Raw genomic sequence first — 20,181 nt, forward strand, 5'->3', positions numbered from 1 at the left:
GGGGGCGCGCTCCCTCTCCTTGACATACGGTTTTCCCGAAAACTCCGTTAAGCGGAGTTAGTGTTCCCCGACTCCATGAGAGCTGGCTGAGAAAGATGCCGTCCGAGGACCGGGACCGGCTCCTGGCGGTCCTGGAAGCGCTGCCGGCGGGCGCACTCGTGCAGGGCCCGGCGGACGAGGTGCTGGCGACGAACCAGCGCTTCGTCCGCATGTTCGATCTGGAGGGCCGGGCCGACCTCTCCCCCGGCGCTCCGCTTCGCCCGGTCGTCCCCCTCGTACGGGCCCTCTTCGCCCCCGGCTTCTCCGGCCCCGGCAGCCCCGGCGAGATCCTGGCGGGCCGGCGCGTCCACCGGACGGCCGAGATCCCGCTCACGGACGGGCGCACCATCCGGCGCGAGGTCGAGCCGCTGCGCCACGGGGACGACCACCTCGGGGCGCTGTGGACCTTCCAGGACATCACCGACCGCAAGCGCCGGGAGCGCGACCTGGAGCGCGACAACCTCGCGCTCACCGAGCTCGCGCGGCAGCGCAACACCTTCACGGCGGCCGCCTCCCACGAGCTGCGGACCCCGCTCACGTCCATCATCAGCTTCTGCGAGCTGCTGGCCGACCCGGCCGCGGGCAGCGCCCTGGGCACCGACCAGCTGGCCTTCCTCGACGCCATCCGCCGCAACGCCGACCGCATGCAGCGGGTGATCGCCGACCTGCTGCTGACCACCCGGATGCGGGCCTCCGGCCTGGAGCTGGAGTTCGACGCGGTGGACGTGCCCGCGACGGTGCAGGACGCCGTCCTGGACCGGCTGGCCACACCGCAGGGAGCGGCCGTCTTCACCGTGCTGGACTGCGCGCGGGGACCCGCTCTCCGGGGCGACCGGCACCGCCTTCAGCAGGTCCTGGCCAATCTTCTGGAGAACGCCGCGAAATTCACCCCACCGGATGGCCGGATCACCGTCACGGCCGCCCCCCGCGGGCATTTCTGGGAGATCGAAGTAGCCGATACGGGAATCGGCATCCCGCATGAATTCCATGAGGAAATCTTCACCGGCTTCGTCCGCGCACCGAATGCCACCGGCGGCGGCTATCCCGGCACCGGTCTGGGGCTCGCCATCAGCCGTACGGTCGTCCAGCTCCACGGCGGCACCCTCACCGCGGGCGGCGCCGAGGGCGAGGGCGCGGCCTTCCTGATCCGGCTGCCCGTCGCCGGGCCCGGCCCCGACACCGCGCCCGCCGACCAGGACGCGCCGTGAGCCGCGTCCTGGTCGTCGAGGACGACCCCGACCTCGCCCTCGCCCTGCGCACCCTCCTCGACCGCGCGGGCTACGACGTGATCCACGCCGACAACGGCCGCGACGGGCTGCGGCTGCTCTTCTCCGAGCGGCCCGCGCTGATGCTCCTCGACATCGGCCTGCCCCAGCTCAACGGCTGGGAGGTGCTCGAACGCACCCGGGACCTCAGCGACCTGCCCGTCCTGCTGCTCACCGCGCGCGGCGCCGAGACCGACCGGGTGCGGGGCCTGCGCGCCGGAGCCGACGACTACCTCCCCAAGCCCTTCGGCAACGACGAGCTCCTCGCCCGCGTCGAGGCCCTCCTGCGCCGCACCGCGCCCACCCGCTGGGCCGGCGACTCCTTCGACGACGGGCTGCGGCTGGTCCCCGAGCGGCGCTCGGCGGTCTGGCAGGGCCACGAGGCGCGGCTCAGCGACATCGAGTACCGGCTGCTCCAGGTGCTCGTCCGCAACCGGGGCCGGGTGCTCACCACCGACCAGTTGCTCGACCGCGTCTGGGACGACCCGGAGGGGACGGGGCGGGAGCGGGTGAAGTTCGCGGTGCTGCGGTTGCGGCGCAAGCTGCGGCAGGCGGCGGGGGATGAGGCGGCGGATCCGTTGGAGGCCGTGCGGGGGCTTGGTTACCGGTATCGGGCGCTCGATTAGTTCTCCGGGGCTCGCGCCCCGGGCCCCCGGCTGCGGGTCTGTCGGCGCCTGCGGCGGGCTTTTTCCCCTACCCCGCCCCTTCCCGAAACTGGGGCTCCGCCCCAGACCCCGCAACACGCTTCGCGCGTTGTCCTCAAACGCCGGACGGGCTGAATAGGACCAACGTCCCGATCCGCCCCGTCGCAGCAATCGCAACCGTCGCGCAACCGAAGCCCATCCGACCCCGCAACCAACCCCCCGCACTCTCGGAGCCGTCCTCGTCGCACAGCTCCAGGAGTCATTCGTGTCGCACCTCCCCACCCGTAGCGTCGCTGTCGTCCTCGGCACCCGCCCCGAGCTCGTCAAGCTCACCGACCTCGTCCGCCTGCTGGGCCCCGCCGCCCACCTGGTGCACACGGGTCAGCACTACGACGAGGAGCTGTCCGGCCGGTTCCTGAGCGAGCTCGGGCTTCCGGAGCCGACCTTCCTGACCGGTATCGGCGGGCAGCCGCGTGCCGTGCAGATCTCCGCCGCGCTCGCCCAGCTCGACGAGCTGTTCACCGCCGAGCCGCCGCTGGCCGTGGTCGTGCAGGGCGACACCAACGCCGCCCTCGCCGGCGCGCTCGCCGCGAACGCCCGCGGCATCCCGCTGCTGCACGTCGAGGCCGGGCTGCGCAGCCACGACCGCAACATGCCCGAGGAGCACAACCGCGTCCTCATCGACCGCATCGCCGACGTGCTGTGCGCGGCCACCGAGGACAACCGCGCCAACCTCCTCGCCGAGGGCGTCGACGACGCGCGCGTCGCCGTCACCGGCAACACCGTCGTGGAGGCCGTGCACGGCCAGCTGCCGGACGCCGCCGCCCGTGCGGAGCTCGTCGAGCGGCACGGGCTGACGGCCGACGCGTACGTCCTGGCCACCGTCCACCGGCCCGAGAACACCGACTCCGTGGACGCCCTCCGGGCGATCTTCACCGAGCTCTCCGCCCTCGCGGAGTCCGTCCCCGTCGTCGTGCCGCTGCACCCGCGCACCCGTGCGCGGATCGCCGCCGCCGGCCTGGAGGACCTGCTCACCGGCCTGACCGTGTGCCGCCCGCTGGGCTACGGCGAGTTCCTCGCGCTGGCCCGCCACGCGGCGCTCCTGGTCTCCGACTCCGGCGGCATCCAGGAGGAGTGCACCGTGCTGGGCCGCCCGCTGGTCGTCGTCCGCCGCTCCACGGAGCGTCCGGAGGCCATGGCGGACTTCGCGGACCTGGTCGAGCCGGGCCCGCAGATCGGCGCCGTCGCCCGCCGCCGGCTCGCGGAGGGCCCCGCCGGCCTGGCCCGGCTGGCCGCGCTCCCCAGCCCCTTCGGGGACGGACTCGCCTCCGAGCGGATCGTCGCCCTGCTCGCCGCCGTCACGGCGCCGGAGCAGCTCGCCGCCGCGGCGTAACGCCCGGCCCGACGCTCCCGCGACCCGCCCCCCACCCCCGGAGTTCCCACCCTCATGTTCGACAGTCCCCTGCTGTTCGTCTTCCCCTTCTTCCTGCTGCTCTGCTTCCTGCTCTACTGGGCCGGGGCGCGGACCGCGTACCTGCGGCGGCCCACCGTCGAGGACGGCAACGCCGCCGCCTTCGACTGGCACTTCTTCGTGCCGTGCCGTGACGAGGAAGCCGTGATCGGGACGACCGTCGACCGGCTGCGCAAGGACCACCCGAGTGCCCACGTGTGGGTCATCGACGACGACAGCGACGACCGCACCGGCGCGATCGTGGCGGAGCTCGGCGAGACGGACCGCCGCGTCCACCTCGTGCGCCGCCACCGCCCCAACGCCCGGCTGGGCAAGGGCGCCGCGCTCAACGCCGCCTACGACGAGCTGAACGAGTACCTGTCCGAGGACGTCGACCGCGAGCACGTCGTCGTCTGCGTCATCGACGCCGACGGCCAGCTGGACCCGCGCGCCCTGGACCGCGTCAGCGGCCCCCTCGGCTTCGGCGACCCGGAGACCGGTGGCGTGCAGGTCAGCGTGCACATGCGCAACGCCGACGACCCGCGCCCGCTCGGCGACCGCGGCCGGATCCGCAACGCCTTCGCCCGCCTGCTCGTGCGGATGCAGGACATGGAGTTCTCCGTCTCCAACGCCGGCATGCAGCTGCTGCGCGGCCGCACCGGCTCCGTGGGCCTCGGCGGCAACGGCCAGTTCACCCGGCTCGCCTCCCTGGACCGCATCGCGGCGGCCGAGCGCCGCCCCTGGCAGCGCGGCGCGCTCCTGGAGGACTACGAGCTCGGCCTGCACATGATCCTCAACGGTGACCGGATAGCCCACATAGCCGACACCTGGGTCTCCCAGGAGGGCCTCCCCCACGGCCGCCGCTTCCTCACCCAGCGCACCCGCTGGGCCCAGGGCAACCTCCAGTGCGTCCGCTACGCGCCGCGCATCGTCTCCTCGCGCCACTACAACGGCAAGGGCGTCCTGGAGACCCTCTACACCTTCCTCCAGCCGGTCGCCCACCTGGTGACGCTCGCCCTCTGCCTGGTCATGTTCGCCCTGCTCGGACTGACCGTCGCCGACGAGGGCGCGGGCGAGGCGTTCGGCGGCATGCTCGCCCTGTGGCCGCTCGTGCTCGGACTGGCCGTCGTCTCCGTGCTGCCGTTCGTCCTCTGGGGCCCGGTCTACCGCCGGGACCGCGCACCGGGCCGCTCGCTGCTCGTCTCCCTGCTGTGGGGGCTGGCACTGTGGGTGTACGCGTACCACCTCTTCCCGGCCTCCGCCCGCGGCTTCGTGCGGATGCTGCGCGGCCGCAACGGCTGGGCCAAGACGCGGCGCAACGCGGAGGTCGTCACCTCCGGCCCCATCGCCGTCGAGAGCTGACGCGCGCCTCCGGCAGTCTGCGCCCGCCAACTGAACAAACCATGAAATGGGCCACACTTGAGGCCCACGGGGCAACCTCCGCCCCTCTTCCGCCATCTGACCGCCGGGGAAAACATTGCCCACATCGCCCGGAGCGGTTCCGGGTGGCGGAACAGGAGCGTCGTGCGGGTACCGGAAGTCAGCACTCGGATGCACTTGCTGCTGCTCACAGCGTGGACCGTGCTGTGGTTCGCCCTGGTGGAGCCGAGCGGTGGCTTCTCCTGGCACTATCTGCGCACGGGCGGCGAGCTGCTGTACGACGGCGGCAACGGGACGGGTGGGCTCAACCTCTACGCCCACCACCCCGAGCTCCAGATGGGCCCCATCAGCTTCCTGGTGGCGGGCCTGTTCAACCCCTTCTCCGAGCACACCGGCCAGTTCCTCGCGGCGGCGTTCATGTCCGCCCTGGGACTGGTCATCGTGGTGCTCGCGGGCCGCAGCGCCGCCATGCACTTCCTGGGCACCGGCACCAACCACCAGCGCCTGCGGCGGCGCGTCCTCATCGCGGGCGCCGCGTTCATCCCCATGTGGATCGAGGTGTCGGTCCGCTTCGGGCACCTGGACGACGTGCTCGCGCTGTTCTTCACCGCGCTGGCCGTCTGGTTCCTGACGCGCTGCAACCCCGCCGCCGTCGGCATCTGCCTCGCCCTGGCCCTGGACTCCAAGCCGACCGCGCTGGCCTTCCTGCCGCTGATCCTCGCCCTGCCCAGGGACCGCTGGATGCGCGCGGTGCTGTGGTGCGTGGGCCTGGTGGCCGTCGCCTGGCTGCCGTTCTTCCTCGTGGACCCGCACTCCTTCGCCGCCGCGAAGTTCACGATCCCCAACAACCCGGCGTCCGCGCTGCGCTGGCTCGGCGGCAACACCCCCGAGACCCCCAACTGGGCCCGGCCCGCCCAGGCCGCGCTCGGCCTCACGCTCGGCGCGGTCGCCGTGTGGCGCGGCCGCTGGGCCGGCGTGGTGCTGCTGGGCGCGAACGCCCGCATCCTCCTCGACCCCAGCGTCTACACCTACTACACGGCGTCCGTACTGCTCGGCACCCTGCTGTGGGACGTCTGCGGGCAGCGCCGCCTGGTGCCGTGGTGGAGCTGGATCGCGCTGATCGTGCTCTACGGCAGCGTCTTCGTCGTCCACGACGACTCGGCGCGCGGCCTGATCCGGCTGCTCTTCGTGGCGGTGTCGACCGTGTACGTACTCTTCTGGCCGCAGCGCAACCGCAGCAGCCACCGGCCGCTCAACCGGGTGGACGAGGAACCGGTGGAAGGACCGTGGGGCCCCATGTGGGACCCGGGCCGGTCCCGGCCGTGGGAGGCCCGGACCGTACCGCCCACCCCGTGGGAGGCGCCGCCGGCCGGGCGGTGAGCCCCGCACCGTTCCCCGTACCGGAAACGGAAGAAGCCCCCGGCGCGAGAGGATTCCTCTCGCGCCGGGGGCTTCTTCGTTGCCCCGTCAGCCCTGCGGCAGACCGGCCAGCTGGGCGGTGATCCGGGCGATGTCCTCGTCGGCCTTGGCGAGGCGCGTGCGGATCTTGTCCACGACGTTGTCGGGGGCCTTGGCCAGGAACGCCTCGTTGCCGAGCTTGGCGTTGGCCTGGGCCTTCTCCTTCTCCGCCGCCGCGAGGTCCTTCGTCAGGCGCTTGCGCTCCGCCTCGAAGTCGATGACCCCGGACAGGTCGAGGGCGACCGTGGCCCCCGCGACCGGCAGCGTCGCCGTGGCCTGGAAGCCGTCCTCGGCGGGCTGGAGGCGCAGCAGCTGACGGATCGCGGCCTCGTGCGCGGCCAGGGCGGTGCCGCTCAGGCCGAGCTTCGCCGGGACCCGCTGACCGGGCTGGAGGCCCTGGTCGGAGCGGAAGCGGCGGACCTCGGTGATGACCTGCTGGAGGTTCTCGATCTCCTGCTCGGCGCCCGCGTCGCGGAAGCCGCTGTCGGCCGGCCAGTCGGCGATGACGACCGACTCCTTGCCGGTGAGCGTCGTCCACAGCGTCTCGGTGACGAACGGGACGACCGGGTGCAGCAGCCGCAGCGTGACGTCCAGGACCTCGCCGAGGACCCGGGCCGAGACCTTGGCCTGCTCGCCGCCGCCCATGAAGGTGGTCTTGGACAGCTCGACGTACCAGTCGAAGACCTCGTCCCACGCGAAGTGGAAGAGGGCGTCCGAGAGCTTGGCGAACTGGTAGTCGTCGTAGTACGCGTCGACCTCGGCGACCGTGGCGTTCAGGCGCGAGAGGATCCAGCGGTCCGTCGCCGACATCTGCTCGACGGGCGGCAGGTCGCCCTCCACCGTCGCGCCGTTCATCATCGCGAAGCGGGTGGCGTTCCAGATCTTGTTCGCGAAGTTCCGCGAGCCCTGGACCCAGTCCTCGCCGATCGGCACGTCGACACCGGGGTTGGCGCCGCGGGCGAGGGTGAAGCGGACGGCGTCGGAGCCGTACTTGTCCATCCAGTCCAGCGGGTTGACCGCGTTGCCGAAGGACTTCGACATCTTCTTGCCGAACTGGTCGCGGACCATGCCGTGCAGGGCGATGGTGTGGAACGGCGGGGTGCCGTCCATCGCGTAGAGGCCGAACATCATCATCCGGACGACCCAGAAGAAGAGGATGTCGTAGCCGGTGACCAGGACGGAGTTCGGATAGAACTTCTGGACGCTGTCGGTCTTCTCGGGCCAGCCGAGCGTGGAGAAGGGCCACAGGCCGGAGGAGAACCAGGTGTCCAGGACGTCGGTCTCCTGGTGCCAGCCCTCGCCGGTGGGCGCCTCGTCGTCCGGGCCGACGCAGACCATCTCGCCGTCCGGGCCGTACCAGACGGGGATGCGGTGGCCCCACCACAGCTGGCGCGAGATGCACCAGTCGTGGAGGTTGTCGACCCAGCCGAAGTAGCGGGACTCCATCTCCTTGGGGTGGATGGCGACGTCGCCGTCGCGGACGGCCTTGCTGGCGGACTCGGCCAGCGGGCCGACCTTGACCCACCACTGCATGGAGAGGCGCGGCTCGATGGTGGTCTTGCAGCGCGAGCAGTGGCCGACGGAGTGCTCGTACGGGCGCTTCTCGGCGACGATCCGGCCCTCGGCGCGCAGGGCGCCGACGATGGCGCTGCGGGCCTCCAGGCGGTCCAGGCCCTGGAAGGGGCCGGGCACGGTGATGACCGCGCGCTCGTCCATGACGGTGAGCATCGGCAGGTCGTGACGGCGGCCGATCTCGAAGTCGTTCGGGTCGTGGGCCGGGGTCACCTTGACGGCGCCGGTGCCGAACTCCGGGTCGACGTGCTCGTCGGCGACGACGGGGATGCGGCGGCCGGTCAGCGGCAGCTCGATCTCCGTGCCGACCAGGTGCTTGTAGCGCTCGTCCTCGGGGTGGACGGCCACGGCGGTGTCACCGAGCATCGTCTCGGCGCGGGTCGTGGCGACCACGATCTCCGAGTCCCCGGAGCCGTAGCGGATCGAGACGAGCTCGCCGTCGTCGTTCTGGTACTCGACCTCGATGTCGGAGATCGCGGTGAGGCAGCGCGGGCACCAGTTGATGATGCGCTCGGCGCGGTAGATCAGCTCGTCGTCGTAGAGCTTCTTGAAGATCGTCTGGACGGCCTTGGAGAGGCCCTCGTCCATGGTGAAGCGCTCGCGGGACCAGGCCACGCCGTCACCCAGGCGACGCATCTGGCCGGAGATCTGCCCGCCGGACTCGGCCTTCCACTGCCAGACGCGCTCGACGAACGCCTCGCGGCCGAGGTCGTGGCGGGACTTGCCCTCCTTGGCGAGCTCGCGCTCGACGACGTTCTGCGTGGCGATGCCGGCGTGGTCCATGCCGGGCTGCCACAGCACCTCGTAGCCCTGCATCCGCTTGCGGCGGGTGAGGGCGTCGATCAGCGTGTGCTCGAAGGCGTGGCCCAGGTGGAGGGAACCGGTGACGTTCGGCGGCGGGATGACGATCGTGTACGGCTCTTTGTCGCTCTTCGCGTCCGCCTCGAAGTAGCCCCGCTCTACCCAGCGCTCGTACAGCGGCCCCTCTACGTCGGCCGGCGCGTACTGGGTCGGCAGTTCGGGGGTGCTGTCGTTCGGCCCGCTGTCGGGGCGCTGAGTGTTCTCGGTCACGGGAGAAGTCTACGGGGGCGTGTGCGGGGGTTACGAATCCATTCCGGGCCCCGGGGCGGGGCCCGGCGGCGCCGTCGGAGCGGCCGTCGGAAAGGATGGCACCGAACGATCTTCCGCGACACGCAGAGGCGACGATGAGCGAGCACCAGCCGGGCCCGTACGGGATGCCGCCGCAGCAACCGAACCCCTATGCCCAGGGCGGCTCCCCCGGTTCCCCCGGCTTCCCGCCGCCACCGCCGTACGCACCGCCGACCGCACCGCCCGCCGCGCCGTACGGTGCGCCGCCGCAGCCCGGCCCGTACGGCGTGCCGCCGCAGCAGCCGGGCGGCTGGGGGCCGCCGCCCGGCCAGTACCCGCCGCCGATACCGCCGCAGAGCGGCGGGGGCAAGGGCAAGGCGATCGGCATCGCCGTCGCGGCGCTCGTCGTGGTCGGGGCGATCGTGGGCGGCGTCGTCCTCTTCACCGGGAACGACAAGAGCGCCGGCGGCCCCAAGGCCGGCGCCAGCGCCTCGCCCGGCACCCCGGAGCCCAGCGCCTCGCCGAGCGCCACCGGGATCGCGCGGGCGCGCTACAAGCTCACCGCGCCCGACACGCTCGCGGACGACTACACGAAGGACACGAGCGACCCCGGCTCCGGCTTCAACTCCACGGCCCTCGACGAGCTCAAGGGCTTCGGGATGACCGACCCGCAGGCCGTCAACGGCAACTACAAGTCCGGTACGGACAAGCGCGCCCAGAAGATTCTCCGCTTCTCCGGCGCCTGGGGCACCTCGGTGCGCAGCCCCGAGGCTCTGGTCGACGGCCTGTTCAAGAGCGCGACGGACGGGGCCGCGAAGGAGACCGACCCCAACGAGAAGATCGAATTCGAGGACAGCCCACGCCGGATGACCCCGGACCGGCTCGGCGACGACACCGTGCTGAAGTGCCAGATGACGAAGCAGAGCCTCGGTCCGACGACCGGCAAGGTCCTCAGGATGCCGCTGTGCGTCTGGGCCGACAGCAGCACCGTCGGCACGGTGTTCGCCCTGGACACCTCGCTGATCGTGCAGGGCCAGGACCTCGGTCTCGACTCGGCGGCCGGCAGGGTCGCGACGTTCCGCGAGCGCGTGCGGGTGCCGGTGCGGAGCTGACGGGGCGACTGTTCCAGAACTGTTGCCGCCCCGGGGTAAAGCCCTCGTAAGACGTCGGGGAGGATGGCGGGCCTGTCACGAGCCACGGATCGAAACGAGACACGATGAGCTACAACCAGCCGGGCCCCTACGGCGCTCCCCAGCAGCCCCAGCAGCCGGGGCCGTACGGCCCCGGAGGAGCCCCCGGCCAGCCCGGTTACGGATACCCGCAGCAGCCCCCCGCCCCGGCCTACGGCCAGCCCCCACAGCCAGGCCCCTACGGCCAGCAGCCACCGGCCGCGCCGCCGTACGGCGCGCCGCAGCAGGGCGGTTGGGGCCAGCCGCAGCCGGGCCCGTACGGCCAGCAGCCCCAGCCCGGCATGCCGGGCCAGTACCCGCCGCCGGTGCCGCCGCAGAGCGGCGGCGGCAAGGGCAAGGCGATCGGCATCACGATCGGCGCGCTGGTCGTGGTGGGCGCGATCGTGGGCGGCGTCCTCTTCTTCAAGAGCGGCGGCGGGGGCGGCGGGAAGGTCGCGCCTTACACGATGGTGATGCCGGATTCGCTGCTGGACGGGAAGTTCAACAAGCAGCAGTCCCCCACCGACACCGCCAACAAGAGCCTCGCCGACGACAGCGAGATCAAGGCGATGGGCATCACGAACGGCACCGGAGTCGGCGCGTCCTACAAGAACGCCCAGCAGCAGGGCCTTGCCGTGAAGGGCGTCTACGGCGAGGTGTCCGACCCCGGCAAGGCGGTGGACGCGATCTTCGCCAAGCTGGACCAGCGGTCCTCCACGGCCGGAACCAAGGTCGAGGTCGTCACGCCCGTCACCGAGTTCCACCCGAGCGGTTTCGACGGCGCGGTGATGAAGTGCGAGACGAAGAAGGCCACCGTGACCATGGGGTCCTTCACGACCACCGCCGAGGGCTCGACGTGCGTCTGGGGCGACTCCAGCGCGGTGACGGCCGTCTCGCACTCGGTCGCCAAGTCCGCCGGCGGCATCACCGGCGGTGCCACCACCACCGCCACCGGCAACGCGATGTCCGCCCAGGAACTGGCCGAGGCAACGGCCAAGGTACGCAACGAGGTCCGCAAGAACAAGTAGCCCCCGGGGCACACGCGGCAGCCGGGCCCGTACGTCCAGCGGGGGCCGTACGGGCAGCCCGGCGGTCGAAATCGCTTTCGAGCCCTCCGGGGCCGTGTGGGATCCTGAACGCTCCGCCGGCGTGGCCCGCGAGGGCCCCGCCAGGGGTTTCCTCACCAAGGGCGTGTCCGGCCGTCGAGCCGCATTCCTGAGGGGGAACCAGAGTGAGCCACTCCCAGCCCGGCCCGTACGGCGGCCCGCAGCCGCCCCAGCAGCCGCTGCCGCCCCACCCGTACGGCCAGGGCGCCCCCGGCGCCCCACAGCCGGGCTACGGCTATCCGCAGCAGGCGCCGTACGGCCAGCCGGGTCCGTACCCGGGTCCGTACGGCCAGCAGCCCTACCCCGGAATGCCCGCGCCGTACCCGCCGCCGATACCCCCGAAGCGCGGCGGCAAGGGCAAGGTCATCGGGATCGCGGTCGCCGCGCTCGTCGTGGTCGGGGCGATCATCGGCGGCATCACCGTGCTGATGAAGGACCACAGCGGTTCCTCCGTCGCGGACGACGGCAAGCGCTACAAGCTGACGACGCCGGACACAGTTCTCACGGAGTACAACAAGGACCCCGAGTTCCATGACCAGGATGTCTTCAACAACCCGGAGGCACGTCGCGATCTCCGCATCATGGGCGTGAAGAACCCTGAGTCCAATGCCGCGGGGTACAAGACCGAGAACATCGCCGAGCGGAAGTTGATGCGGTTCATCGGCGTCTGGGGCGACATCAAGAAACCTGAGAACTTCGTGGACGCCATGTTCAAGAGCCTGGCGAAGTCCGCGATGTCCACCAAGGTGGAGGGCACCCCACAGACCGTCACGCCGCCCGGTTTCGACGGCGCGATGAAGTGCCAGTACACGCACCCCAACGACGGCACCGGGACCACCGTCCTCCCGCTGTGCATCTGGGCGGACCACAGCACGGCCGGTGTTCTCTACGTGGGCGACATGAAGCGCTCGGCGATGGGCGCCAAGATCCCCTTCGACGAGGCCGCCGGGATCACCGCCAAGCTACGCACGGAGATCCGCGTGGAGATCAAGAAGTGATCTCCCGGCCCGAAGTCATCTCCTCCACCTGCCCGCCGAGTTGAGCACCTGAGCCTTCACGCTGAGCAACTCGGCGTCGATGACGGCCCGAACGGGCTTCGTGGTGCGCCTACCGGCTTTCGCCGGATTCACCGCAGGTGCCTGCCGGTCCGCACGAAAGTCGGCTCGAAGCTCTCCCCGAGGCGACCCAAAGCGTCATCCGTGCCAGATGACGCGGACGACGACGACGAGCTGGGCTCGGGCATCGGCCATGAAGAGCAGAAAGCCACGCCCCTCGGCCAGATCCACCGAGCGCAGGCCCCCACCGTGAGCCGGTCCGCGGCCCACGTGGGCGGTGTCGCGCCCCAGCACCGCCAGCGAATCGGCGATCCGCGCCACCTCATTGACGGCCTCCGGCGGGAGGCCGCCGATGACGTGCTCGGCATCCGGGTCGTACTCCCACGTCCACTCATGGGTCACGCCAGAACCTCGGCACGGGCCTCGTCGACGAGAGCGCCGATCTCGGTGATCGCAGCTCGCGCTGTCTCGGGCTCCAAGCCGGCGTCCACCACGGCTTCCAACTCGTGGAAGCGAGCCGCCCGTACGGGGTCGCGCTCTATGGCCACGACGATGCCCCAGTACTCGGTGAAAGATCGCAGCGGAACCGTACTGTCCAGCTCCTGTGCCTGAGTGGCCGCGTGAACCAAGTGCTCGTTCAGCTCGTCGAGCCGAGAAGGAACAAGCCGGGCGACGGCAGCCCGCAGACTTTCCGGAGTCAGCGGCGGCATGGGCATCGCACCGGCAGAAGACACAGGCTGAGCGCTCATGCCTCCATACTCCCACCGGCAGCACTCCCGCGAGACGAAAACAAAGGGCGCCCGGCACGATCGCCGGGCGCCCCTCGCATCAGAAAAATCTCACGCGCTCTTCTCGTGCCGTTCGTCCTTGCCGACGATCCGCGGCTCGCGCGGGACCAGGGTCGGGTTGACGTTGGAGTGGACGACGTCCTCGGTGATGACGACGCGGGCGACGTCCTTGCGGGACGGGACCTCGTACATCACGGACATCAGGACCTCTTCCATGATGGCCCGCAGGCCACGCGCGCCGGTGCCGCGCAGGATCGCCTGGTCGGCGATCGCCTCCAGGGCGGGGCGGTCGAACTCCAGCTCCACGCCGTCGAGTTCAAACAGCCGTTGGTACTGCTTCACCAGGGCGTTACGCGGCTCGACCAGGATCTGGAGGAGCGCCTCGCGGTCGAGGTTGTGGACGCTGGTGATCACGGGGAGGCGGCCGATGAATTCGGGGATCATGCCGAACTTCACCAGGTCCTCGGGCATGACCTCCTGGAACTGGTCGCTCGCCTCGATCTCCCGCTTGGAGCGGATCGTCGCCCCGAAGCCGATCCCCTTGGCGCCCGCGCGCGACTCGATGATCTTCTCCAGGCCGGAGAAGGCGCCGCCGACGATGAAGAGGACGTTCGTCGTGTCGATCTGGATGAATTCCTGGTGCGGGTGCTTGCGGCCGCCCTGCGGGGGGACGGAGGCCGTGGTGCCTTCCAGGATCTTCAGCAGGGCCTGCTGGACGCCCTCACCCGACACGTCCCGTGTGATCGACGGATTTTCGCTCTTCCGGGCGACCTTGTCGATCTCGTCGATGTAGATGATGCCGGTCTCGGCCTTCTTGACGTCGTAGTCCGCGGCCTGGATCAGCTTCAGCAGGATGTTCTCGACGTCCTCACCGACATAGCCGGCCTCCGTCAGCGCCGTGGCGTCGGCGATCGCGAAGGGGACGTTCAGCATGCGGGCGAGCGTCTGCGCGAGGAGGGTCTTGCCCGAGCCGGTGGGGCCCAGGAGCAGGATGTTGGACTTCGCGAGCTCGATGCCGTCGTCGCGGCTGTGGCCGCCGTTCTCGCCGGCCTGCACGCGCTTGTAGTGGTTGTAGACCGCGACGGAGAGGGCCTTCTTGGCCGCCTCCTGGCCCACCACATAGCCCTCGAGGAACTCATAGATCTCACGGGGCTTGGGGAGCTCCTCCCACCGCACCTCGGAGGTCTCCGCCAGCTCTTCCTCGATGATCTCGTTGCAGAGGTCGATGCACTCGTCGCAGATGTACACACCAGGCCCCGCGATGAGCTTCTTCACCTGCTTCTGGCTCTTCCCGCAGAACGAGCACTTGAGCAGATCGCCGCCGTCACCGATGCGTGCCACGAGGTGCTTCCCCTTCGCCTGGGATCCGCCTTGCTCTGCGAACCCGGGTGCTTGCCTATCGACGGTACCTTGCCGGGCCCCCCGTGCGGGCCCCCCTTGGCCCTACTCGGTCCAAGGGGGTTGCCGGCGGCACTTTGACCGGACCGAAAACCGGACCGAAATCCGGATCGAAATGGTCAGGCCGAAACGGACGTCTTGCGCGTCGAGACGATCTGGTCCACCAGGCCGTACGCGAGCAGCTCGTCCGCGGTGAGGATCTTGTCGCGCTCGATGTCCTCGCGGATCTTCTCGATCGGCGTGGTGGAGTGCTTGGCCAGCATGTCCTCCAGCTGCGCGCGCATCCGGAGGATCTCGTTGGCGGCGATCTCCAGGTCGGAGACCTGGCCGCGGCCGGTCTCGCTGTACGGCTGGTGGATCAGGACGCGGGCGTTCGGCAGCGCCATGCGCTTGCCCGGCGTGCCGGCGGCGAGCAGCACGGCGGCGGCGGAGGCCGCCTGGCCCATGCAGACCGTCTGGATGTCCGGCTTCACGAACTGCATCGTGTCGTAGATCGCGGTCAGCGCGGTGAAGGAGCCGCCCGGCGAATTGATGTAGATCGAGATGTCGCGGTCCGGGTCCATCGACTCCAGGCACAGCAGCTGCGCCATGACGTCGTTGGCGGAGGCGTCGTCGATCTGCACGCCGAGGAAGATCACACGCTCCTCGAAGAGCTTCGCGTACGGGTCGTACTCGCGCACGCCCTGCGAGGTGCGCTCGACGAAGCGCGGGACGATGTAACGGGAGTCGGCCTGGGGGCCGGTGTAGAGGCCGCTGCCGGCGTTGTTGTTCATCTGCGTGTTCACCATCCTGGTGGCGTTCTGAGGGCGAGGGGTTCTGCTGCGTGGACGCGCCGGGGATCAGGCCCCGGTGCCGCCCCCGCCCGGAACGCCCGCGGCGGATCCCATGACCTCGTCGATGAGGCCGTACTCCTTGGCCTCGTCGGCGGAGAACCAGCGGTCGCGGTCGGAGTCGTGAGTGATCTGCTCGACGGACTGACCGGTGTGGTGAGCGGTGAGCTCGGCCATCCGCTTCTTGGTGTAGAGCAGCCGCTCGGCGTGGATCTTGATGTCCGTGGCGGAGCCCGCCAGGCCCGCGGAGGGCTGGTGGATCAGGATCTCGGCGTTGGGCAGCGCGAAGCGCTTGCCCGGGGTGCCGGCGCTCAGCAGGAACTGGCCCATCGAGGCGGCGAGGCCCATGGCGATGGTGACCACGTCGTTCTTGATGTACTGCATGGTGTCGTAGATCGCCATGCCGGCCGTGATCGAGCCGCCGGGGCTGTTGATGTAGAGGTAGATGTCCTTGTCCGGGTCCGCGGCAAGGAGGAGCAGCTGCGCCGTGATCTTGTTGGCGATGTCATCGTCGACCGGCTGGCCGAGGAAGATGATTCGTTCCCCGAGCAGTCGGTTGTAGACCTGGTCGCCGAGGCCACCGAAGCTCGGCTCGCCGGCGGCGGCGGAAGGCATCAGATTCGTCACGTATCCACCTGCTCGTTGTTCGACGGCCCCGCGAGCCGTCTCAGCGTCTTCTTCAAGGGGTGAGGTCGGGCGCGCCATCCGGGCTTCCGCGTCGCGCTTCCGGGACTCCCCTGCCCCCGTATCTACGGACCCTAACGCGCTGGTAGGCGGTGGCCATCCCGCATCAGGAACTGTTCGCTCTGAGCGCAGGTTCCCCCGGGCCCACAGGAGCGCGGCGGGCCCGGCCCCGGCACCCAGGGAGGGTGCCGGGGCCGGGCCCGTGCTCCGTATCGCTACGAGGGGGGCGAGGCTCAGGCCTCGGTGCCCTCGACGACCTCGGTGGCGGCCTCGACCGTCTCGCCGGTCTCGTCCTCGTCGTCCAGGTCGACGACATCGCCGTTGCCGTCCTTGACCGTGGCGGCCTCGACGACGGCCGCGAGGGCCTTGCCGCGGGCGACCTCGCCGACGAGCATCGGCACCTGGCCACCCTCGACGACGGCCTGGGCGAACTGGTCGGGGCTCATGCCGGAGGACTGGGCACGGCGCATGAGGTGCTCGGTGAGCTCCTCCTGGCCGACCGACAGCTTCTCCTTGTTGACGATCTCGTCCAGGATGAACTGGGTCTTGATGCCCTTCTCGGCCTGCTCCTTGAGCTCGGCGTCGAACTCCTCGGCGGACTTGCCCTGGATCTCCAGGTACTTCGCGAGGTCCAGGCCCATCTGGCCGAGCTGGTGGTGCTCGAGGTTGTGCTTACGGGTGTTGACCTCGTCCTCGAGCAGCTTCTCCGGCATCGGGACCTCGACCAGCTTGATCAGCTCGTCGAGGACCTTCTCCTGGGCCTGCGTGGCCTGGTCGAACTTCTTCATGCGGGCGAGGCGCTTGGCGCTGTCGGCGCGCAGCTCCTCCAGCGTGTCGAACTCGCTCGCCAGCTGGGCGAAGTCGTCGTCCAGCGCGGGCAGTTCGCGGGCCTTGACGGCGGTGACGTCGACCTTGACCTCGGCCTCCTTGCCCTCGGCGGAACCGCCCTTGAGCTCGGAGGTGAAGGTGGCGGTGCCACCGGCCTCGAGACCGGTCACGGCCTCGTCGATGCCGTCGAGCAGCTGGCCGGAGCCGATGGTGTAGTCGATGCCGTTGGCGACACCGTCCTCCAGCACCTCGCCGTCGACCTTGGCCTCCAGGTCGACGGTGACGATGTCACCCTCGGCGGCGGCGCGCTCGACCGGGGAGGTGGTGGCGAAGCGGTCGCGCAGCTGCTCGACCGACTTCTCGATGTCCTCGTCCGAGACCTCGATGGCGTCGACGGTGACCTCGATGCCCGAGTAGTCCGGGATCTCCAGGGTCGGACGGATGTCGACCTCGGCGGTGAAGGAGAGCAGCTCGCCGTCCTTCAGCTCCTTGATGTCGACCTCGGGCTGGCCCAGCGGGTTGAGGTCGGCCTCGTTGACCGCCTCGGTGTAGAACTTCGGAAGCGCGTCGTTGACGGCCTCCTCCAGCACCGCACCGCGGCCGAACCGCTGGTCGATGACACGGGCGGGGATCTTGCCCTGACGGAAGCCCTTCACCGTGACCTGCTGGTTGATCTTCTTGTACGCCGCGTCGAGGCTGGCCTTGAGCTCCTCGAAGGGCACCTCAACAGTGAGCCGAACCCGAGTCGGGTTCAGGGTCTCCACGGCGCTCTTCACGGTTCGGTCTCCTTGGGGCTGACTTCTTGGATTCTGCTGATGTCCAGCGGATCGCGCCCGGTACAGAGACACACGGGCACGCAGCTTGCATAGTAACCGCAAGCAGTACGGGCCCCACAATGTGATCTTGATTGGTCGGGGTGGCCGGATTCGAACCGACGACCTTCCGCTCCCAAAGCGGACGCGCTACCAAGCTGCGCCACACCCCGTCGGTGCGACACGTAGGGTACATGCCCGCCGAGGCTCTGGCTGCCGATTAAGAGGCGGAAGAAACGGGCGGGGGTCCGACGGCACCCCGGGGTGTGCGGCCGGGCGTCCCGACCCGCTACGATGCACAACGTGCCGCGCGGCCCTCATGGCGATCGCGGTGCGCGCGGGCGTAGCTCAATGGTAGAGCCCCAGTCTTCCAAACTGGCTACGCGGGTTCGATTCCCGTCGCCCGCTCCATGACGCCTCCGGCTCCGGCCGGAGGCGTTTTTCATGCGCGCGTTTCCCGGCACACGCGACCGTACGGATCCGGCCGAATCGATCCTGGCCGTGGGCGTCCCCGGCCGTGGGCGGTGCGGCCGGGGATGCGGCCGGGGGGCTCAGAACTTGATGCCGTTTATGGTCTGGGCCACCGAGTCCAGAAACCGGTGGATCGAGGGCGCCATGCCGGTGGAGGCGAGGAAGAAGCCGAAGAGGATCGCGATGATCGCCGGGCCGCCCTTGATGTTGCCCGAACGCATCATCACCACCAGCACGATCGCCAGTAGCAGCACGCCTGACAGCGAAATGGTGGTCATAGCTGATCACACCCTCGGTCGGAATCGCCCGGCCTGCCCGGAAGTCCTTCGCAGACCCCTCACGTCCACCATCGTGCCATCAACTGGCCTGCTGTTGGGGGCCAGTGACGTTTCATCGGTGGATCGTCCAGAAAGCTGCATGGAGAGGATATCGGCCGACTTGGCGGACAGAGTGCCGGTTCGGGAGGAATAGCTCAATAGATGGAACGGGGTTTTACCGGTCCCGATTGCGCCGCTAGGGTGCCTCGGATGTCCCCCGCCGTCACTCCGCCGCCGCACTCGGCGGCCTCGATACCGTCGAGTGCCCCGCAGTCCGCGCCGGTGGCGCCCGTTCCGGCGCAGCGCGACCCATTCTTCGACAACGCGAAGTACCTGGCGATCGTCCTGGTCGCGCTGGGCCACGCGTGGGAGCCGCTCACCCACGGCGGCCGCGCCGCGATGGCGATGTACCTCACCGTCTACGCCTTTCACATGCCGGCCTTCATCGTCATTTCCGGCTATTTCTCGCGTGGCTTCGACATGAGCCCGGCGAAGATCAAGCGGCTGATAACCGGCGTGGCCGTGCCGTATGTGATCTTCGAGGTCGCCTACACCTACTTCCAGCACTGGATGGACCACGGCTCCCCGCCGGATCCGGTCTCGCTGCTGAACCCGTGGTACCTCAACTGGTTCCTGGCCGCGCTGTTCATCTGGCGGCTGACCACGCCGATCTGGAAGCTGATCCGCTGGCCGGTCCCCGTGGCGTTCACGATCGCGACGCTGGCCGCGCTCTCCCCCGAGATCGGCGGTGACTTCGATCTTCAGCGCGTGCTGCAGTTCCTGCCGTTCTTCGTGATCGGGCTGCACATGAAGGCCGAGCACTTCCAGCTGGTGCGGCGCCGCTGGGTGCGGGTCGCGGCGATTCCCGTGTTCGCGGGCGCGATCGCCTTCGCGTACTGGGCGGCGCCGCGGATGAACAGCACGTGGTTCTACCACAACGCCGCCGTCCAGGACCTGCACGCGCCGCTGTGGTCCGCGCCCGCGATGACCCTGGCGATGTTCGGCTGCGCGGCGGTGCTGACCGCCTGCTTCCTCGCCTGGGTCCCGGGCCGCACGGTGTGGTTCACGACGCTGGGCGCGGGGACGCTGTACGGCTATCTGCTGCACGGCTTCCTGATCAAGCTGTCCCGCTGGCAGGAGTGGTACGACGCCTACGCCTGGGTCCGCGAGCCCGTCGGCGAGGTCGTGGTGACCCTGATCGCGATCGTGGTGATGACGGCGCTGTGCACCTCGCCGGTGCGGCGGGTGTTCCGCTTCGCGATGGAGCCGAGGATGGAGTGGGCTTTCCGCAAGCAGCGGTGAGTCACCCGGCGGGCGCGTCCAGGCCGAGGAGGGCGCGCATCCGGGCGTACTTCGCCCGGAGCCGTTCGCGGGTGGCGGCGTCGAGCGCCGCGGCACGCCCGGGGTCGGAGTTGTGGGCCAGGTCCGCCTCCTTGACCAGCAGCGCGCCCGGCGTGGCCAGGACGCGGGCCGCGTACGCCTCCGGTGCCTCACCGGCCCGCTTGGTCACCGCCAGCACGATGTCCTTGGTCCGCCGCGACAGGTCGGCCTCCGCCAGCCACTCCTCGGTGACGGCCCCGTCCTCGACTGCGTCGTGCAGCCAGGCGGCGGCGATCTGTTCGTCGTCGCCGCCGCGGCTCCGTACGCCTTCCGCCACGGCGGCGAGGTGCTCGGTGTACGGCCGGCCCGCCTTGTCGGTCTGGGTGGCGTGGGCGCGCCGGGCGAACGCCTCCACGGCGTCCAGGGGCATGGGTGGCATGTCGTCTCCGTGAGCGTTGTCCGGGCGCCGGTGCGCTGTGCTCCGGCTGCGGGTCGGTGGGGGCCGG

At 70.2% G+C, this 20,181-nt stretch carries 18 protein-coding genes and 2 tRNA genes; 10 read left to right on the plus strand and 10 right to left on the minus strand.

Going from position 1 to position 20,181, the window contains the following annotated elements; all coding sequences use genetic code 11:
• The first annotated feature begins 95 nt into the window (after positions 1-95).
• The 5 genes from AB0435_RS16840 to AB0435_RS16860 all read left to right on the plus strand — a co-directional run bounded on the left by AB0435_RS16840 (position 96) and on the right by AB0435_RS16860 (position 6,158).
• Positions 96-1,247, plus strand: a complete 1,152-nt coding sequence (locus AB0435_RS16840) for an ATP-binding protein (RefSeq protein ID WP_366427310.1) — start codon at positions 96-98, stop codon at positions 1,245-1,247.
• Positions 1,244-1,930 carry a response regulator transcription factor gene (locus AB0435_RS16845; protein ID WP_366006231.1) on the plus strand — a complete coding sequence of 229 codons (687 nt, stop codon included), beginning with the start codon at positions 1,244-1,246 and terminating at the stop codon, positions 1,928-1,930. The genes AB0435_RS16840 and AB0435_RS16845 overlap by 4 nt, the downstream gene beginning before the upstream one ends.
• Before the next feature lie 283 nt (positions 1,931-2,213).
• Entirely contained in the window at positions 2,214-3,341 is a 1,128-nt protein-coding gene (wecB, locus tag AB0435_RS16850; protein WP_366006232.1) for a UDP-N-acetylglucosamine 2-epimerase (non-hydrolyzing), read from the plus strand.
• Positions 3,342-3,395: 54 nt separating this feature from the next.
• Positions 3,396-4,760 carry a glycosyltransferase gene (locus AB0435_RS16855; protein WP_366006233.1) on the plus strand — a complete coding sequence of 455 codons (1,365 nt, stop codon included), beginning with the start codon at positions 3,396-3,398 and terminating at the stop codon, positions 4,758-4,760.
• Positions 4,761-4,949: 189 nt separating this feature from the next.
• Entirely contained in the window at positions 4,950-6,158 is a 1,209-nt protein-coding gene (locus AB0435_RS16860) for a hypothetical protein (protein ID WP_366006247.1), read from the plus strand.
• A gap of 87 nt (positions 6,159-6,245) precedes the next feature.
• Here the strand turns inward: AB0435_RS16860 and AB0435_RS16865 are convergent, their stop codons facing one another.
• Positions 6,246-8,879 (minus strand): valine--tRNA ligase, encoded by a 2,634-nt coding sequence (locus AB0435_RS16865; RefSeq protein WP_366006234.1) that lies wholly within the window; start codon positions 8,877-8,879, stop codon positions 6,246-6,248.
• A gap of 134 nt (positions 8,880-9,013) precedes the next feature.
• Between AB0435_RS16865 and AB0435_RS16870 the strand changes: the two genes are divergently transcribed.
• From AB0435_RS16870 to AB0435_RS16880, 3 genes are all read left to right on the plus strand, one after another.
• Positions 9,014-10,009 carry a hypothetical protein gene (locus AB0435_RS16870; RefSeq protein WP_366006235.1) on the plus strand — a complete coding sequence of 332 codons (996 nt, stop codon included), beginning with the start codon at positions 9,014-9,016 and terminating at the stop codon, positions 10,007-10,009.
• A gap of 104 nt (positions 10,010-10,113) precedes the next feature.
• Positions 10,114-11,094, plus strand: coding sequence for a hypothetical protein (locus AB0435_RS16875; protein ID WP_366006236.1), 981 nt, complete (start codon positions 10,114-10,116; stop codon positions 11,092-11,094).
• Positions 11,095-11,297: 203 nt separating this feature from the next.
• Positions 11,298-12,170 (plus strand): hypothetical protein, encoded by an 873-nt coding sequence (locus AB0435_RS16880; RefSeq protein WP_366427311.1) that lies wholly within the window; start codon positions 11,298-11,300, stop codon positions 12,168-12,170.
• A 195-nt stretch (positions 12,171-12,365) separates the two neighbouring features.
• Here the strand turns inward: AB0435_RS16880 and AB0435_RS16885 are convergent, their stop codons facing one another.
• The 7 genes from AB0435_RS16885 to AB0435_RS16915 all read right to left on the minus strand — a co-directional run bounded on the left by AB0435_RS16885 (position 12,366) and on the right by AB0435_RS16915 (position 17,740).
• Positions 12,366-12,629 (minus strand): hypothetical protein, encoded by a 264-nt coding sequence (locus tag AB0435_RS16885; RefSeq protein ID WP_366427312.1) that lies wholly within the window; start codon positions 12,627-12,629, stop codon positions 12,366-12,368.
• Positions 12,626-12,976, minus strand: coding sequence for a hypothetical protein (locus AB0435_RS16890; RefSeq protein WP_366006239.1), 351 nt, complete (start codon positions 12,974-12,976; stop codon positions 12,626-12,628). The genes AB0435_RS16885 and AB0435_RS16890 overlap by 4 nt, the downstream gene beginning before the upstream one ends.
• 90 nt (positions 12,977-13,066) lie before the next feature.
• On the minus strand, positions 13,067-14,356 hold the full coding sequence (gene clpX, locus AB0435_RS16895; RefSeq protein ID WP_366006240.1) for an ATP-dependent Clp protease ATP-binding subunit ClpX: 1,290 nt from the start codon (positions 14,354-14,356) through the stop codon (positions 13,067-13,069).
• Between the two features lie 176 nt (positions 14,357-14,532).
• Entirely contained in the window at positions 14,533-15,201 is a 669-nt protein-coding gene (locus AB0435_RS16900; RefSeq protein WP_116211811.1) for an ATP-dependent Clp protease proteolytic subunit, read from the minus strand.
• A gap of 51 nt (positions 15,202-15,252) precedes the next feature.
• Positions 15,253-15,870: an ATP-dependent Clp protease proteolytic subunit gene (locus AB0435_RS16905; RefSeq protein ID WP_361533554.1), complete on the minus strand. Its 618-nt coding sequence runs from the start codon at positions 15,868-15,870 to the stop codon at positions 15,253-15,255.
• 290 nt (positions 15,871-16,160) lie between these two features.
• A complete protein-coding gene (tig, locus tag AB0435_RS16910; protein ID WP_366006241.1) occupies positions 16,161-17,531 on the minus strand; it encodes a trigger factor in 1,371 nt (456 codons plus the stop codon).
• A gap of 132 nt (positions 17,532-17,663) precedes the next feature.
• Positions 17,664-17,740 (minus strand) — tRNA-Pro (locus tag AB0435_RS16915).
• 164 nt (positions 17,741-17,904) lie between these two features.
• On the opposite strand from AB0435_RS16915, the gene AB0435_RS16920 reads away from it, so the two are divergent.
• Positions 17,905-17,978 (plus strand) — tRNA-Gly (locus tag AB0435_RS16920).
• Between the two features lie 140 nt (positions 17,979-18,118).
• Here AB0435_RS16920 and AB0435_RS16925 read toward each other — a convergent pair.
• Positions 18,119-18,316 carry a hypothetical protein gene (locus AB0435_RS16925; protein WP_366006242.1) on the minus strand — a complete coding sequence of 66 codons (198 nt, stop codon included), beginning with the start codon at positions 18,314-18,316 and terminating at the stop codon, positions 18,119-18,121.
• Between the two features lie 249 nt (positions 18,317-18,565).
• Here AB0435_RS16925 and AB0435_RS16930 point away from each other — a divergent pair, with 249 nt between their 5' ends.
• The gene (locus tag AB0435_RS16930; protein ID WP_366006243.1) at positions 18,566-19,657 is read left to right on the plus strand and encodes an acyltransferase family protein; all 1,092 of its coding nucleotides are present in this window, start codon (positions 18,566-18,568) and stop codon (positions 19,655-19,657) included.
• Position 19,658: 1 nt separating this feature from the next.
• Here AB0435_RS16930 and AB0435_RS16935 read toward each other — a convergent pair whose 3' ends face one another.
• A complete protein-coding gene (locus tag AB0435_RS16935) occupies positions 19,659-20,105 on the minus strand; it encodes an HD domain-containing protein (protein ID WP_366006248.1) in 447 nt (148 codons plus the stop codon).
• Positions 20,106-20,181: the final 76 nt, after the last annotated feature.

The organism is Streptomyces sp. NPDC051173 (genome assembly GCF_040689515.1).
Classification (GTDB): Bacteria; Actinomycetota; Actinomycetes; order Streptomycetales; family Streptomycetaceae; genus Streptomyces.